Source organism: Congregibacter sp., assembly GCF_045107095.1.
GTDB lineage: Bacteria > Pseudomonadota > Gammaproteobacteria > Pseudomonadales > Halieaceae > Congregibacter.
On record NZ_JBGCFU010000074.1, the window covers coordinates 1 to 14859 of the forward strand.

General features: G+C 53.7%; 11 protein-coding genes, 1 tRNA gene and 1 pseudogene. 2 read left to right on the forward strand and 11 right to left on the reverse strand.

The annotated features are described in order from the left end of the window. Nucleotides 1-202 (forward strand): annotated as a pseudogene (locus AB8B76_RS11055) (cation:proton antiporter); the annotation flags it as partial. Nucleotides 203-288: 86 nt separating this feature from the next. Here AB8B76_RS11055 and AB8B76_RS11060 read toward each other — a convergent pair. Further along, complete coding sequence (locus AB8B76_RS11060) at nt 289-1218, reverse strand: electron transfer flavoprotein subunit alpha/FixB family protein (protein WP_405272475.1); 930 nt, start codon at nt 1216-1218, stop codon at nt 289-291. Beyond that, nucleotides 1218-1967, reverse strand: coding sequence for an electron transfer flavoprotein subunit beta/FixA family protein (locus AB8B76_RS11065; RefSeq protein ID WP_405272476.1), 750 nt, complete (start codon nt 1965-1967; stop codon nt 1218-1220). The genes AB8B76_RS11060 and AB8B76_RS11065 overlap by 1 nt, the downstream gene beginning before the upstream one ends. Nucleotides 1968-2363: 396 nt before the next feature. On the opposite strand from AB8B76_RS11065, the gene AB8B76_RS11070 reads away from it, so the two are divergent. After that, nucleotides 2364-4013, forward strand: a complete 1650-nt coding sequence (locus AB8B76_RS11070; protein ID WP_405272477.1) for an electron transfer flavoprotein-ubiquinone oxidoreductase — start codon at nt 2364-2366, stop codon at nt 4011-4013. Between the two features lie 107 nt (nt 4014-4120). Here the strand turns inward: AB8B76_RS11070 and AB8B76_RS11075 are convergent, their stop codons facing one another. The 9 genes from AB8B76_RS11075 to AB8B76_RS11115 all read right to left on the reverse strand — a co-directional run bounded on the left by AB8B76_RS11075 (nt 4121) and on the right by AB8B76_RS11115 (nt 14663). Then, on the reverse strand, nt 4121-4654 hold the full coding sequence (locus tag AB8B76_RS11075) for a DUF1285 domain-containing protein (protein WP_405272480.1): 534 nt from the start codon (nt 4652-4654) through the stop codon (nt 4121-4123). Between the two features lie 21 nt (nt 4655-4675). Further along, complete coding sequence (locus AB8B76_RS11080; protein WP_405272482.1) at nt 4676-6544, reverse strand: SurA N-terminal domain-containing protein; 1869 nt, start codon at nt 6542-6544, stop codon at nt 4676-4678. Between the two features lie 155 nt (nt 6545-6699). After that, nucleotides 6700-6993, reverse strand: coding sequence for an HU family DNA-binding protein (locus tag AB8B76_RS11085; RefSeq protein ID WP_405272512.1), 294 nt, complete (start codon nt 6991-6993; stop codon nt 6700-6702). A 283-nt stretch (nt 6994-7276) separates the two neighbouring features. Then, nucleotides 7277-9691 carry an endopeptidase La gene (gene lon / locus AB8B76_RS11090; RefSeq protein ID WP_405272484.1) on the reverse strand — a complete coding sequence of 805 codons (2415 nt, stop codon included), beginning with the start codon at nt 9689-9691 and terminating at the stop codon, nt 7277-7279. 236 nt (nt 9692-9927) lie between these two features. Continuing rightward, on the reverse strand, nt 9928-11214 hold the full coding sequence (gene clpX / locus AB8B76_RS11095) for an ATP-dependent Clp protease ATP-binding subunit ClpX (protein WP_405272486.1): 1287 nt from the start codon (nt 11212-11214) through the stop codon (nt 9928-9930). A gap of 106 nt (nt 11215-11320) precedes the next feature. Beyond that, nucleotides 11321-11962, reverse strand: coding sequence for an ATP-dependent Clp endopeptidase proteolytic subunit ClpP (gene clpP / locus AB8B76_RS11100; protein WP_405272487.1), 642 nt, complete (start codon nt 11960-11962; stop codon nt 11321-11323). Nucleotides 11963-11992: 30 nt separating this feature from the next. Continuing rightward, complete coding sequence (gene tig, locus AB8B76_RS11105; protein ID WP_405272489.1) at nt 11993-13318, reverse strand: trigger factor; 1326 nt, start codon at nt 13316-13318, stop codon at nt 11993-11995. A gap of 56 nt (nt 13319-13374) precedes the next feature. After that, nucleotides 13375-13459: transfer RNA gene (locus AB8B76_RS11110), tRNA-Leu, on the reverse strand. Between the two features lie 151 nt (nt 13460-13610). Continuing rightward, on the reverse strand, nt 13611-14663 hold the full coding sequence (locus tag AB8B76_RS11115) for a beta-N-acetylglucosaminidase domain-containing protein (protein WP_405272491.1): 1053 nt from the start codon (nt 14661-14663) through the stop codon (nt 13611-13613). Nucleotides 14664-14859 lie beyond the last annotated feature (196 nt).

Sequence of the window (14859 nt, forward strand, 5' to 3'; positions counted from 1 at the left end):
GGATCTCGGCTTCCGACTGGGGCAGGCCAGTGAGTTTTCCCTGTTAATCGCCTACATCGCCTTCGACGCTGGCCTTCTCGGACTCCAAGCCTCCCTTACGGTTCAGGCGACAACAATTATTACCCTGCTGGTGTCCTCTTACATCGTCGTCCTTAACTACCCTACCCCCATAGCGATCAGCGATCGTCTGAGACGCGACTGATACGCAATTCTTACGCAATCCTTACGCAGCTAGCACAAAAAAGCCGGCTTTCGCCGGCTCTTGATCACGCGTTTCTGAAGAGAAACCTAGATCTGTGCTTCCAACTCAGGCAGCGCCTCAAAGAGGTCTGCAACCAGTCCGTAGTCAGCTACCTGAAAGATCGGTGCATCCTCGTCCTTGTTGATCGCAACGATCACCTTAGAGTCTTTCATACCAGCAAGGTGCTGAATGGCGCCCGAGATTCCCACGGCAATGTAGAGGTCCGGTGCAACGATCTTGCCCGTCTGGCCGACCTGCATATCGTTAGGAACGAACCCTGCATCCACGGCCGCACGCGACGCGCCGATAGCGGCACCGAGCTTGTCTGCGATACCGTCCAGTAGCTTGAAGTTATCGCCATTCTGCATTCCACGACCACCCGATATCACGACAGAAGCCGCTGTCAGCTCCGGGCGATCCGACTCGGCGATCTCCTGGCTTACAAAGCTGGAAATACCCGCATCGTGAGCAGCATCTACCGCTACCAGCTCTGCGCTACCGCCTTGGGCAGCAACGCCGTCAAATGCGGTTGTGCGCACGGTGATAACTTTTTTCGCATCTGAGCTTTGCACTGTCGCGATGACATTGCCCGCATAGATCGGACGCTTGAACGTATCGGGAGACTCCACACTGATGATGTCGCTGATTTGAGCGACGTCCAGCAGTGCTGCAACGCGCGGCATAATGTTCTTACCGTTACTGGTAGATGCCGCAACAACGTTGTCGTACTCCGCTCCAACGTCGGCGATCAACAAACTCAGATTCTCGGCAAGCTGCGTCGCGTAGGCGGCGTTGTCAGCGCAAAGTACTTTGCGTATTCCCGCTACGGCCTGCGCCTGGGCAGCAGCACCACCGCAATCAGCACCAGCTACCAGGATATCTACGTCAGCGCCTAGAGCCTGCGCCGCAGCAACGGCATTCAGAGTGGCTACATTCAGGCTGCTGTTGTCATGTTCTGCTACAACAAGAGTACTCATCAGATCACCTTCGCTTCGTTTTTCAATTTGTCGACCAGTTGCTCAACAGACTCAACTTTGATGCCTGCAGAGCGCTCGGGTGGCGGCTCTACCTTGACCAGGCTCAGATGGCTCGTGACCTCAACGCCGAGTTCAGCAGGGGTCAGCACATCAAGCTGCTTCTTCTTTGCCTTCATGATGTTCGGCAAAGATGCGTAGCGTGGCTCGTTCAAACGCAGATCCGTGGTGACGATAGCTGGAAGATTAAGGCTGATGGTCTGCATACCGCCATCAACTTCACGGGTTACCGCAAGCTTTCCATCTTCAACCTTGATCTCGGAGGCGAAAGTTCCCTGGGGCATACCCGCGAGCGCTCCCAGCATTTGTCCGGTCTGATTGTTGTCACCATCGATAGACTGCTTACCAAGAATCACGAGATCCGGGGCTTCTTTCTCCACAATGCCCTTGAGCAGCTTGGCAATCACCAGAGGCTCTGGGCTGCCTTCTACTTCAACCTGAATACCTCGATCGGCGCCTAGTGCTAAAGCGGTGCGAATTTGCTCTTGGCAGCTCTTCTCTCCGACGGAAACCGCAACGATCTCGGTCGCTGTGCCAGCTTCCTTCAATCGTACTGCTTCCTCGACTGCAATCTCGCAGAACGGGTTAATGGACATCTTGACGTTGTTCAGATCGACGTCTGAACCGTCGGCCTTGGCGCGCACCTTGACGTTGTAGTCGACGACACGCTTGACTGCGACGAGAACCTTCATACTCTCTCCCATAATGGGTTAATTGGGGTTTAGTGGACGTTCGGGGTGCCAGAATGCAACCCCTCGGAAAATCGGGGGCAAATGGTGCCGACATTGCCTTCTAAGGTCAATAGCGACCTTTGGCAGCGCCTCACCGACCTATGATAGCGAAATTTGCTGCGCCCCCCATGGATCATCGCGGGTATTCACCGCTCGGTCTTAGCTTCGTGAAATAGATCTTTCGCTGGCTTACCTCCCCTTCCGCGTAGCACTTTGCGCGCCAATTAGCACGTAGCTTAGGCAGAAAAGTCTATGGCGCTATCTGTGGCGCTAGGGGGCCCCAAAACTTTATAATTACGCCGCTCATTTACCGACGTCCGGCTCCGGGCGCTTAATCAAAGCTAGAGAGGTTACCCAGTGGAACGCGAAGCCATGGAATTCGATGTCGTTATTGTCGGCGCCGGTCCTTCAGGACTGTCAGCGGCTTGCCGAATTATGCAATTGGCACAGGAGAACGATCGCGAAATCAGCGTTTGCGTGGTAGAGAAAGGCTCGGAGGTTGGCGCGCACATCCTCTCTGGTGCCGTGCTCGAGCCTCATGCCCTCGATGAGCTGTTTCCTACCTGGGAAGAGATGGGAGCCCCACTTAAAACAAAAGTCACAGAAGACCACTTTTACTTTTACACCGGAGCAAAGTCTGCGACCAAGCTGCCGAACTTTGCCATTCCAAAGCCGACGCATAACGAGGGCAACTACATCGTATCCATGGGCAATGTCTGTCGATGGCTCGCTGAGCAAGCGGAAAATCTGGGCGTCGAGGTCTATCCGGGCTTTGCGGCCTCTGAAGTGCTTTACGGCGACGACGGCAGTGTAAAAGGCATCGCTACGGGCGACATGGGCATAAGTGCAGACGGCGAAGAGAAGGACAGCTACATGCGCGGCATGGAGCTCCATGCAAAATACACGCTGTTTGCCGAAGGTTGCCGAGGTCATCTGGGCAAGCAAATCATTAGTAAATTCGGCCTCGATGAAGGCAAGGACCCACAACACTACGGTATCGGGATTAAAGAAATTTGGGAAATTCCCGCAGACAAGCATCAACCCGGATTGGTGGTACATGGTCTGGGCTGGCCCTTGAAGGAAAGTGGGTCCAGTGGAGGCGCGTTCCTCTACCACGCCGACGACAACCAGGTGTACATCGGCTTTATTACCGACCTCAATTACAGCAATCCTCATGTGTCGCCCTATGAGGAATTTCAACGCTGGAAGCACCATCCAGAGACCATGAAGTATCTGGAAGGCGGCTCACGTCTTAGCTATGGAGCCCGAGCAATCGCGAAAGGCGGCTTAAACTCTCTCCCACAGATGCAGTTCCCGGGTGGCCTGCTGATCGGCTGTGATGCTGGAACCCTCAATTCTGTGAAAATTAAGGGCAACCACACAGCGATGAAGAGCGGGCTCATTGCCGCGGAAGCGGTGGTCGAGGCTTTGATCTCCGAAGCGCCCCCCGCTCAGCTTGATAGTTTTGAAACGAAAGTGCGCGATTCTTGGTTATACAAAGAACTTTACAGCACACGTAACTTTTCCGGCTACATGCATAAGTTTGGCTTTATGCTCGGTGCCGCTATGGTCTGGATCGACCAGAACATCTTCGGCGGCAAAGTGCCGTTCACCTTGCACGACAGCAAACCTGACTACGCGGTATTAAAGCCAGCGGCAGACTGTAAAAAAATCGATTATCCCAAGCCCGATAACGTCATCAGTTTTGATCGCCTGTCATCGGTGTTTTTGTCAAACACCAACCATGAAGAAGATCAGCCCTGTCACCTCACACTGGCCAACAGTAGCGTGCCCATTGAGTCTAATCTGCCGCTTTTTGACGAACCCGCGCAGCGCTACTGCCCCGCAGGTGTCTATGAGATTGTCGAGGACGAGCAAGGAAAACGCTTCCAGATCAATGCGCAGAACTGTGTTCACTGCAAGACCTGCGACATTAAGGATCCGGCGCAGAACATCACCTGGGTGACACCCGAAGGCTTTGGTGGGCCCAACTACCCGAACATGTAAGCTTTAGAGAGGCCCTGTGATTGTTCGCGAGGAGTGTCCACGGCTTGGATTGGGCCATGGTTCAGGCCGGCAGGTCCTCTGATTGAACTTCAGGGGCCTTCAGAGTCCTAGCTGGTAGCGCCCAAGTAGACTTCTTCGCCCGCGCTAATGATATAGGCTCGCTCCTCATCAAAGAGTGCGGCGTCCAATAGGCGGTACCACGCCGCTCTGCTTATCTGTGCGCTTAGGCCATTGGGAACCTCCAGAAAGGGCTCCCCATCGCTGCCGGCAACATGAAGGCGATTACTCCCCCCGATACGGCAGCGTCCACCCGTGTTGAGTAGGACTTTCCATATACCGTCCGTTTGCTCGCAGTCCACACCCACCAAGGCATGTCGCTCTACCTGTATCCGCCACTTCTCTGCTGGCGTTACAAGATAATAGTCGCCATCGTCCTCACGCCGTAAAAGCGAAGCGAATACGCGCACAAGCCCTTCTCTGTGGATAGGTTCCCCGTCATGAGTCCAGCTGCCGTCACTGAGAATACGAATATCGATACCACCGCTTAGCTCAGGAGACCATCGCGCAAGAGCCGCGGCATCCGGAAGGCCCGCGGTGGCAGAAACAATGGAATCTACAAGGCTCTGTAACGAACTGGCCAACCGATAATCTCTCGTATACGACTAGTAAACGACGACCTCAGCTCTCTCTCGCAGACTGCTCTCGTACTGCTGCTGGAGAGCGCCGCCCGTTTCGCCGGCTATGCGCTGCCTAAGGCCACGCAACTCTTCCAGGGGAAGATCTGCGGGGTTCCCAGCACTCACTCGCGCCAATTCCACGACGTAGGTGGCATCGGGGTCCTCAGAGACTATCTCTCGCTCAGCACTGCCTTGTTCAGGTGCGGCCATAGCAAATACACGCTCCCGAACAACGCCAGGAAGTGTTCTGCTATCCCTTTTTGCTCCCAGCTCAACCTGCCACTGGAAACCGGCCGCATTCGCGGCGTCTTCTAGGCTGCCACCCTCTTCCAGCGCCGCCAACAGCTCTGAGGCCTGTGCGGCGGCCGCGTCTTTAGCCCGACTTTCGCGCAATTGCGCCTCGATCTCCGCGCTGACTTCCGCCAATGGCATTTGCGCGGGAGGACGTCTCTCTGCGACCCGCAGCAAAACAAACTGCTCGGGACTCAACTCAATAACTTCACTGTTGTGGCCTGCCTCAAGCACATCCTCGGAAAAAGCCGCCTGAATAAGCGCCGGACGACTGAACAACCCTTCTCTCTGGTTACGGGTGATCCCCTCCGAAGTTTCGACAGTCAACTCCAGCGCTTCTGCCGGGTCACTAAGATCCGCTGCGTTGAAAGCGATATCGCGAAGTCTTTCTACATCTGACAGAAGATCTGCAGAAGCATCACGATTGGCGATGCGGTCTTCTAGCTCAGCAGCCACTTCTTCAAAACTCACACTGCTGCCGTCTCGTCGATCCGTGACCAGAAGAAGGTGTGTACCCGCTTCGGTTTCGACAGGCCCAGATTGCTCACCCACGGCAAGAACCGCAATCGCCTCTTCCATGGGCTCAGGGAAGGTATCTCCGGCCGTGTAACCCAAATCACCTTCGTATTGTGACGACCCGATATCATCGGAGAATTCCGCGGCGGCATCAGCAAAACTCATACCTCCGCTCAGCGCGGCCTGTGCCGCAGCGATACGCTCCGCTCGCTCATCGTCATCACCTTCCACCAGTATGTGCGACACCCTCGCTTCCGTTGCCAGTTCAAATTCATCACGCACAAGCTCGAATTCCTCACGGACTCGGGACTCATCGACGTCCTTTCGGTAGCGATCTAAAGTTAACTCAAGGTATTCGAGCACGAGACTCTCTTCACTTTGAAAACGCTCTGCGTTGTCATCGTAGAATGCCTGTACATCAGTTTCACTGACGTCAACGGAAGCAATGAAGTCGATCAGCGGCATCGTGATGTATCGTACATCTCGTCCTTCCATAGCAATCGAAGAGGCAAGCTCTAGTTCCGCATCGGTAGCAAAGTCGCTACCTGCTAAACCCGCTCGCAACTGCCCAATTTCGATGTCTTCTGAGAGACGCTCCCGAAACAATGCCTGTGTAAAGCCTGCGCTCGCCAAAGCACTTTGAAACATATCGGGCGAAAACTGCCCGTCAATTTGGAACTGCTGCATGGACCCTATAATGTCGGCGAGCGCCTGGTCGGAAGTGTTCAAGCCCATATCGCCCGCGGCCTGCTTGATAATTTCCCGCTGTATTAAAGTTTCCAGAGCCTGCTGGCTCAACAGGGCCTGGTCAAGGAGTGCCGGGTCTGCGTCCTCGCCTAACATCGACAGCAACTGACGCTGCTGCACCGATAGCTCCTGCTGCAGAGCAAAGGGAGATATTTCCTCACCATTCACTTCGGCGACACCATTAGAGCCACCGCTGAACAGCAGTGATTCAATTCCAAAGATAGAAAACGAGATAACAATCAGTCCGATAATAACTTTGGCGACTGTTCCCTGAGCATTTGCCCGGATGTCCTGCAGCATTGATCTATTACCCTGAGGTGGTGGTGTACGGTATTAACTTACTGGCCTTTACGCACAAGGCGCACCAGAGGTGCGCCTTGAATGAACTCCCAAAAACCGCGGTTAAGACTTCGAGCTGATTTTGCTCGAGGGAATCTCAACCGCTGCCGGGGATCTTACGAGTTGACCGCGTCCTTCAGGGCTTTTCCAGCCTTGAATCCTGGTACGTTTGACGCTTTGATCTTGATTGTCTCACCGGTCTGGGGGTTGCGGCCATCCCGTGCTGCTCGGTGCTTTACAGAGAAAGTGCCAAAACCAACGAGTGATACTTGATCACCTTTCTTCAGAGTGTCCGTAATGCTGTCAACGACAGCATCAAGCGCACGCCCTGCATCTGATTTGTTGATATCGGCGGCAGACGCAATTGCGTCGATAAGGTCAGATTTGTTCACTAAGGTCCCCTTTTGAATTTTTTATCGCGAAAATCACGATATATCTTAAATGTAAGTAGTAACTCTTATTAGCAAATAGCAAGACGCTAATATAAGTATAGTAATTTTAAGCTGGGCCGCATTTTATCGCCATGAACTTCGACACACGTTTAGAACAACGGCAACTGTGCCACTGCGTACTATGGCTTATTCGACGATTTCAAAGCTGTGCTCCCAAGCCTGTAGAGACGCCTCTCACAGCTGCGAGACTGTATACCAGCGCCCTGAGATGGGTCAACCAAAGCCGCCCTAAATCAAACTTTTAATGGGTGTTTATGCGATTTTGGTCGCCGTCCCGCCCCTGCTCCGTCTGAGAATCTTCAGTCCCCGCTAGATACTCCTCATCACTCAAGGGTACCGGCGGACTCTCCAATGCGATGGCCAGCACTTCATCTATCCACTTCACGGCGAGAATTTCCAGGTCCTCTTTAATATTGTCTGGGACCTCCTGTAAATCGCGCTCGTTTTCTTTCGGAATGATGACCGTCTTTATACCTCCCCGCCTCGCCGCCAGGAGCTTCTCTTTGAGGCCACCGATGGGTAGAACCTCGCCACGAAGGGTGATTTCACCCGTCATCGCCACGTCAGCGCGCACGGGTATCTCTGTAGAGACAGACACCAGCGCGGTACACATTGCCACGCCGGCACTGGGGCCATCTTTTGGTGTGGCGCCTTCAGGCACGTGGATATGCATATCGTGATTATCGTGATAGCTGGCCGGTATGCCCAACAATTGCGAGCGACTGCGGACAACCGTGCTCGCGGCCTGAATAGACTCCTGCATCACGTCGCCCAAGGAGCCGGTCTTCACGTAGCGCCCTTTACCAGCGACTGCAGCAGTCTCGATAGTAAGCAATTCGCCACCTACGGAGGTCCATGCCAAGCCCGTCACCTGGCCGATCTTGTTCTCTTCCTCGGCAACACCGTAGTTGTACTTGCGCACGCCCAGCAGCGTTGAGAGCATCTCGGGCGTCACCTTGTCACCGTACTCGCTCTCTTTAAGAGTGATGGCTTTAACCATCTTTCGGCAGATCTTCGCTATCTCCCGCTCAAGAGCTCGTACACCCGCTTCCCGGGAGTAGTAACGGATTACATCAATTAGTGCGTCCTCGCCAATGCTCAGCTCATCGTCCTTCAGCCCGTTGCGTTTTATCTGCTTGGGGATGAGGTAGCGTTGCGCAATGTTGAGCTTTTCGTCCTCTGTGTATCCGGGAAGACGGATAACTTCCATACGATCCAGAAGAGGGCCGGGAATGTTCATGGTGTTCGAGGTACACACAAACATGACATCGGACAGGTCGTAGTCCACTTCAAGATAATGGTCGTTGAACTGATGGTTTTGTTCTGGATCCAGTACCTCTAACAGCGCCGAAGCAGGGTCGCCTCGATGATCCATGCCCATCTTGTCGATTTCATCCAGCAAAAACAGCGGATTACGGACGCCGGCCTTGGACATTTTTTGCAAAAGCTTACCGGGCATAGAGCCTATATAGGTTCGGCGATGACCACGAATCTCAGCCTCATCACGAACCCCACCGAGCGCCATGCGCACAAACTTACGATTCGTCGCACGCGCGATGGACTCTCCCAGAGAGGTTTTACCAACGCCCGGAGGGCCTACCAGACACAGTACAGGGCCTTTCACCTTACGAACGCGCTTTTGCACCGCAAGATATTCCAGTATTCGCTCTTTCACTTCTTCCAGACCGTAGTGGTCCGCATCCAAAATATCCGTGGCGCGTTTCAGGTCATGCTTCACCTTACTGCGCTTTGACCAGGGTACGCTTACCATCCAATCGATGTAGCTACGCAGCACCGACGCCTCTGCGGACATAGGGGACATCATCTTCAACTTGCCCAGCTCCGTCAGCGTCTTCTCTTTAGCTTCGTCGGGCATTTTCGCGTCAGCAATTTTTTGCTCGAGCTCGTCCGCCTCGTTAGGGGCTTCATCCATTTCCCCGAGTTCTTTCTGAATGGCCTTCATTTGCTCATTCAGGTAGTACTCGCGCTGGCTCTTTTCCATCTGCTTTTTGACGCGGCCACGGATACGCTTCTCAACCTGAAATACGTCAATCTCTGCTTCCATGAGGCCCATGAGGTATTCCAGGCGACCCTTCACCGAAGAGATTTCAAGGATTTTTTGTTTCTGGTCGAGCTCGACACCCATATGTGCGGCAATGGTGTCTGCGAGCCGTCCCGGCTCATCAATGCCTGTGAGCGACGTCAGCACCTCGGCGGGCACTTTCTTACTGAGGGTTACATATTTCTCGAAATTCGCTGAGGTGGTTCTCAACAGGCCCTCTGCTTCATCCTCGTCGGGCTCGTCGGCTTCAATCTCGCGGACACCGGCGACAGTGAACTCCTCATCGTCGTTCACAAAATCTACGGCGGCGCGGAAGCCACCTTCAACCAACACCTTGATCGTCCCGTCGGGCAACTTGAGAAGCTGCAGAATATTAGACACCGTTCCTACCTGATAGATGTCATCGGCTCGGGGATCGTCATCTGATGCGTTGCGCTGGGCTACCAGAAGCACCTGCTTATCATTCGCCATGGCGTGTTCGAGGGCTTCGATGGAGCGCTCTCTACCCACAAACAAGGGCAAAACCATGTGCGGGTACACCACGACATCGCGCAAGGGTAAAAGAGGAAGTTCTAGTACAGGGTGCTCGCCCATTGTGTTCTCCAGATGCAGCCAGAAATCGGGTCAGGGAAAAGCGCAGCCAGCCAACGGCTGTTAAACACCCGACCCCTTAATAGTGGGGTCTAACACGCTAAATACAAGTCTGTTGTGTGTCTGTTGTGCGTCCGTTGTGCGTCCGTTGTGCGTCCGTTGTGCGTCTACGCCGGCATTCAATTGAAGGCGCCGTCCATTCGACGGACACAACAGGGCCCTATTCTTCGGGACGGGCCCTATTCTTCGGGAACTGCCGCTCGTACAGGCTCGCTGCTCTGATAAACCAGTAGCGGCTCGGAATCTCCGCGAATAACTGATTCATCAACAACGACTTTGGCGACATCTTCACGCGAAGGGATGCTATACATGGTGTCCAGAAGTACGCCTTCTAGTATGGAACGCAGTCCGCGAGCACCGGTTTTACGCTCCATGGCCTTCTCTGCCACAGCACGGAGTCCGTCTTCACGAAAATCAATCTCTACATCTTCCATATCGAAAAGTTTGCTGTACTGCTTGGTCAGCGAGTTGCGCGGCTCGGTAAGGATTTGTACCAATGCGGGCACGTCGAGCTCCTCGAGCGTGGCAATCACTGGCAATCGCCCGACAAACTCGGGGATGAGGCCGTACTGGACGAGATCTTCTGGCTCGAGGTCGAACAGCACCTCGCCCACGTTGCGCTTGGCGTCCTTACTGTGGACTTCGGCGCCAAAGCCGATACCGCCCTTTTCAGATCGGTCGCGAATCACTTTATCGAGGCCAGCAAATGCGCCACCACAGATAAACAAAATGCTTGAGGTATCGACCTGCAAGAACTCCTGCTGAGGATGCTTGCGCCCGCCCTGAGGAGGAACCGAGGCCACGGTGCCCTCGATGAGCTTGAGCAGTGCCTGTTGCACGCCCTCGCCTGACACGTCTCGAGTGATAGACGGGTTGTCAGACTTGCGTGAAATCTTGTCAATTTCGTCGATGTAAACGATACCAACCTGTGCTTTTTCGACGTCGTAGTCGCATTTTTGCAGCAACTTCTGAATGATGTTCTCAACGTCCTCACCCACGTAACCCGCTTCGGTCAGAGTAGTTGCGTCAGCGATAGTGAAGGGTACGTCCAGGAGTCGAGCGAGCGTTTCGGCCAAGAGAGTTTTGCCTGAACCCGTCGGGCCGACCAGCAAAATATTACTCTTACCCAACTCAACATCATCGCCTTTTGACCCACCGTGACGAAGACGCTTGTAGTGGTTGTAAACGGCTACGGAGAGCACCTTCTTGGCGCGCTGCTGCCCAATGACGTACTCGTCGAGGATTGCGTTGATTTCTACAGGCACCGGAAGCTTTTCGTCGGCATCCTCGGCCGCGCTTTCCTGAACTTCTTCACGAATGATGTCGTTGCACAGATCGACGCACTCATCGCAAATAAATACGGACGGTCCTGCGATTAGCTTACGAACTTCATGCTGGCTCTTGCCGCAGAAGGAGCAATATAGAAGCTTGCCACCGTCATCTGTTCCGGATGAATCTTTACTCATTGGCTTACTTCGCCTCCCACGATACTGCCACCTGTTTTAGGTTGATGTTTTTCGCTTACTAATGCAAGTAGAAGGGCAATATCAGTGTTACAAAACAGGTTATGAATCACTCGCTGCTGCCAGCGCTCCGAGCAGTCACAACCTCATCTACCAGGCCGTACTCTTTACTTTGCTCGGCGTCCATGAAGCGATCACGCTCGGTATCGCGCTCGATCACCTCAAGAGGCTGCCCGGTGTGCTCAGCCATGAGTCGATTCAGCCGCTCTCGGATAATCAAAATTTCCTTCGCCTGGATATCGATATCCGTCGCTTGCCCCTGAGCACCACCGCTAGGTTGATGGATCATGGTTCGCGCATTCGGCAAGCAGTAACGCTTACCTTTAGTGCCACCAGAAAGCAGAAACGCTCCCATGGAAGCAGCCTGCCCCAGGCACATAGTGCTAATGTCCGGCTTGATGAACTGCATGGTGTCGTAGATAGACAAACCCGCCGTGACGGACCCGCCGGGTGAGTTGATATACACGTGGATATCTTTATCCGGGTTTTCAGACTCGAGGAACAGGAGCTGAGCGACGATCAGGTTGGCCATGTGATCTTCCACTTGGCCAACCACAAACACCACCCGCTCCTTTAGGAGGCGTGAGTAAATGTCGTAGGAACGCTCACCTCGCGAAGTCTGCTCAACCACCATGGGTACGAGACCCAGTGCCTGAACTGAGGGTGACATTCCTTCGATCTGATTTGACATGCTTTGTTGGCTCCTAAGCTTCTAAATGAACTACTGGTTAGCCTGTTGGCCCAGAGCAATGGCTTCCTGATAGGTACACTCAACGTCGCTAACCGCCGCTGACTCAAGAAGGCGCTCCACTACTTTATCTTCCAGTACTTTAGATTCTACGGCTGCAAGCTGCTCTTGGTTGCCAAAATACCAGTTAATTACTTCTTCCGGATCCTGATAAGTTGACGCGATCTCCTCGACGGCAGCGCGCAGCGCATCTTCATCAGCTTTGAGTTCGTAATGAGCAATGAGTTCCGCCAATACCAAACCAAGCTTTACACGCCGCGCAGCGTTTTCGGTGAACATGTCGTCAGGAAGGATAGATTTGAGATCCATACCTTCGGGAGCGGCGCCGCCAAACTGCTGAAACATTTGGTTACGAAGCGCGTCGGTCTCTTGAGAGATCAAGGCCGCGGGCACTTCCAGATCCCCGTAGGCTTCTACTACCGCATCCATGACCTGCTTTTTGACTCGGGCGTCAACAGCATTTCGAAGCTCCCGAGCCATGTTCTGCTCGACTTCAGTACGGAACTCAGCTTCGTCATCGCCCTCAAGACCATAGGCCGCATACAGCTCAGCATCTAGAGGCGCGAGCTGCATTTCTTCGACCTTGTTAACGGTCACTTTAAACTCCACGGCAGCGCCCTTCAGCTCCTCAGCGTGGTAATCATCGGGAAAGCTCAGCGACAGTACTTTTTCTTCGCCGGCGCTCATGCCCACAACACCGTCTTCGAACCCGGGAATCATCTGCCCGGAACCAAGCTCCAGGTCACTACCCTCAGCGCTACCGCCTTCAAAAGCTTCGCCATCGCGGGTGCCTTCGAAGTCGATGTTCACGCGATCTCCGTCTACCGCTGCACGCTCGGCGACTTCCCAGCTACCGCGCTGTTTACGAAAGACTTCAATAATGTTGTCTACATCGTCACCCGTTACTTCAGCAGTTGGCTTCTCAACGGGGTAATCCTTAAGTTCCACAACATCGACATCAGGAAACACTTCAAAAGTAGCGATGTACTCGAGATCTTTGCCCGCATCCATATTGCGAGGTTCGATGGTGGGCTGCCCCGCCGGCTTCAACTTCTCCTGGGTAACGGCCTCCTGAAAGCTTCGGCTCATCACTTCGCCAAGCACTTCCTGACGAACTCCCGGCCCAAAACGCTGACGCATCACCTTGAGTGGCACTTTACCGGGCCTAAACCCCGGTAGACGCACGTTTTTCACGGCCTGACGGAGACGTTCATCGACTTGCGAGTCGACAGTTTCGGCCGGTACTCCAACGGTCAGCCGGCGCTCCAGCTTGGACGTTGTTTCTATAGAAACCTGCATAATCTGGTGATCCCTTAAAACTCATTCTTTGGCGGGGCTTTGAACAAGCCCTTGATTGGTGCGGAAGGAGAGACTCGAACTCTCACGTCATAAGACACTGGTACCTAAAACCAGCGCGTCTACCAATTCCGCCACTCCCGCATAACTGACTGGGCATCTGAAGCCTATTTTGAGCATCAAAAAACCCGCAAAACATTGATATATCTAGATTTTTGTCGAAGGCAAGGCCGCTGCCGGGTGCCTCCGAGGGGCGCGATTTTGCCACAGCCGCTGCGCGGCAGCAACATACCTTTCAACTGGTTAGGCAGTCTGGGTCAAATTCGTAGCCTCCGGACAGCCAATCTCGCAATTCTGAGGCCGCCATAGTCTCACGAGAAGCTGCTAACGCCAGCGCGTGGCGCTCTGCATCGGTGATCATATTGAGAGGCGAGCGAGACAGCGGCATACAGGCCTCCACCATTTGCTGATCGGTCCCCGCCTCCTCAAGAACTCTATCACGCTCTGGAGCTCGCACACCGTAAAGCGCTGGCAGACTAGCCAGAGCAGGCAATGACAACGCTGGCTGGTTCATTGCATTACACCAGTGACTGCCAATAAGCCCACGCAACCCCTCTGCACGCCCCTGCAAAGGATCAACATATATGTGCGGAGACCGCGCGCGACTATCATTGACGGGATAGTTGTCCCAGATGGCGACGTTACCTTTGCAGCTGTCGCTGACGCACCTTATCGCTTCGGGCTCAAGGGAGTCAGAGCACACCTGGGGTCCGGTCCAGAACATTTCGAAGTCACCCTCAAGTTCACCATAAAGCTCTTCGAGATAATTACCGGGTCGAGCTCCAAAAATCTCGTCGAGAATCGGATCATCGCTGTAATAAGTCGGACATACGCGCAGCGCCAAATCTGCATCGCTCGACCAGTGACGCAGATCGTTGCAAATCTCTGCTTGCCTGGCGGCCAAGCTGTCGAGACTGCCCGGCATATCATCAAAAAGAATCGCTACACCGCTTACCCCCAAATCGACAACCTCACCAAGTTTCGATTTAAGTGCTTCTTTATTTGCGCCGCCGTAGTCCCGATAAAGCTCAAAGGGCGATAACCCAACATGGAACTCGAGCTGATTGCTAGCGCAGGCGTTCGCTAGTTCCAGCAAATGCATACGCTGAGAGTCCGGCCAGGAAAGATGCCAGGACTTTCGCAAGAACGCATCAGCCTTCGGGGCGTAGAGGTAGGCGTGAATCCCGATTGCAGGCAACCATTGCGCCATATGCAGGCGTGACTCAGATGACCAGGCTCTGCCGTAGAAACCCTCTATTACACCTAATGTTGGCTTATTTTCTTTCAAACCGGCGTTTTAGCTCCGTTTAGTTATTAAAAAAAGGTGGCGATATGCGCAAAAGAACTACTTTTAAGCGAACAAACTATGGAATATTTTTGTTTGTTGGCTTTACTATAGGGGTGACCCCATTTCCTCGCAGGAATGGTTTGTCACCGGAACAAACCCAATGTTCCGTAGTGAAGGATTAAGTTCCTTTATGTTT

Coding starts and splice junctions, on each gene's coding strand:
- AB8B76_RS11060 (WP_405272475.1), bottom strand. CDS start 1,218: ATGAGTACTCTTGTTGTAGCAGAACATGACAACAGCAGCCTGAATGTA.
- AB8B76_RS11065 (WP_405272476.1), bottom strand. CDS start 1,967: ATGAAGGTTCTCGTCGCAGTCAAGCGTGTCGTCGACTACAACGTCAAG.
- AB8B76_RS11080 (WP_405272482.1), bottom strand. CDS start 6,544: ATGCTGCAGGACATCCGGGCAAATGCTCAGGGAACAGTCGCCAAAGTT.
- lon (WP_405272484.1), bottom strand. CDS start 9,691: ATGGGCGAGCACCCTGTACTAGAACTTCCTCTTTTACCCTTGCGCGAT.
- clpX (WP_405272486.1), bottom strand. CDS start 11,214: ATGAGTAAAGATTCATCCGGAACAGATGACGGTGGCAAGCTTCTATAT.
- clpP (WP_405272487.1), bottom strand. CDS start 11,962: ATGTCAAATCAGATCGAAGGAATGTCACCCTCAGTTCAGGCACTGGGT.
- tig (WP_405272489.1), bottom strand. CDS start 13,318: ATGCAGGTTTCTATAGAAACAACGTCCAAGCTGGAGCGCCGGCTGACC.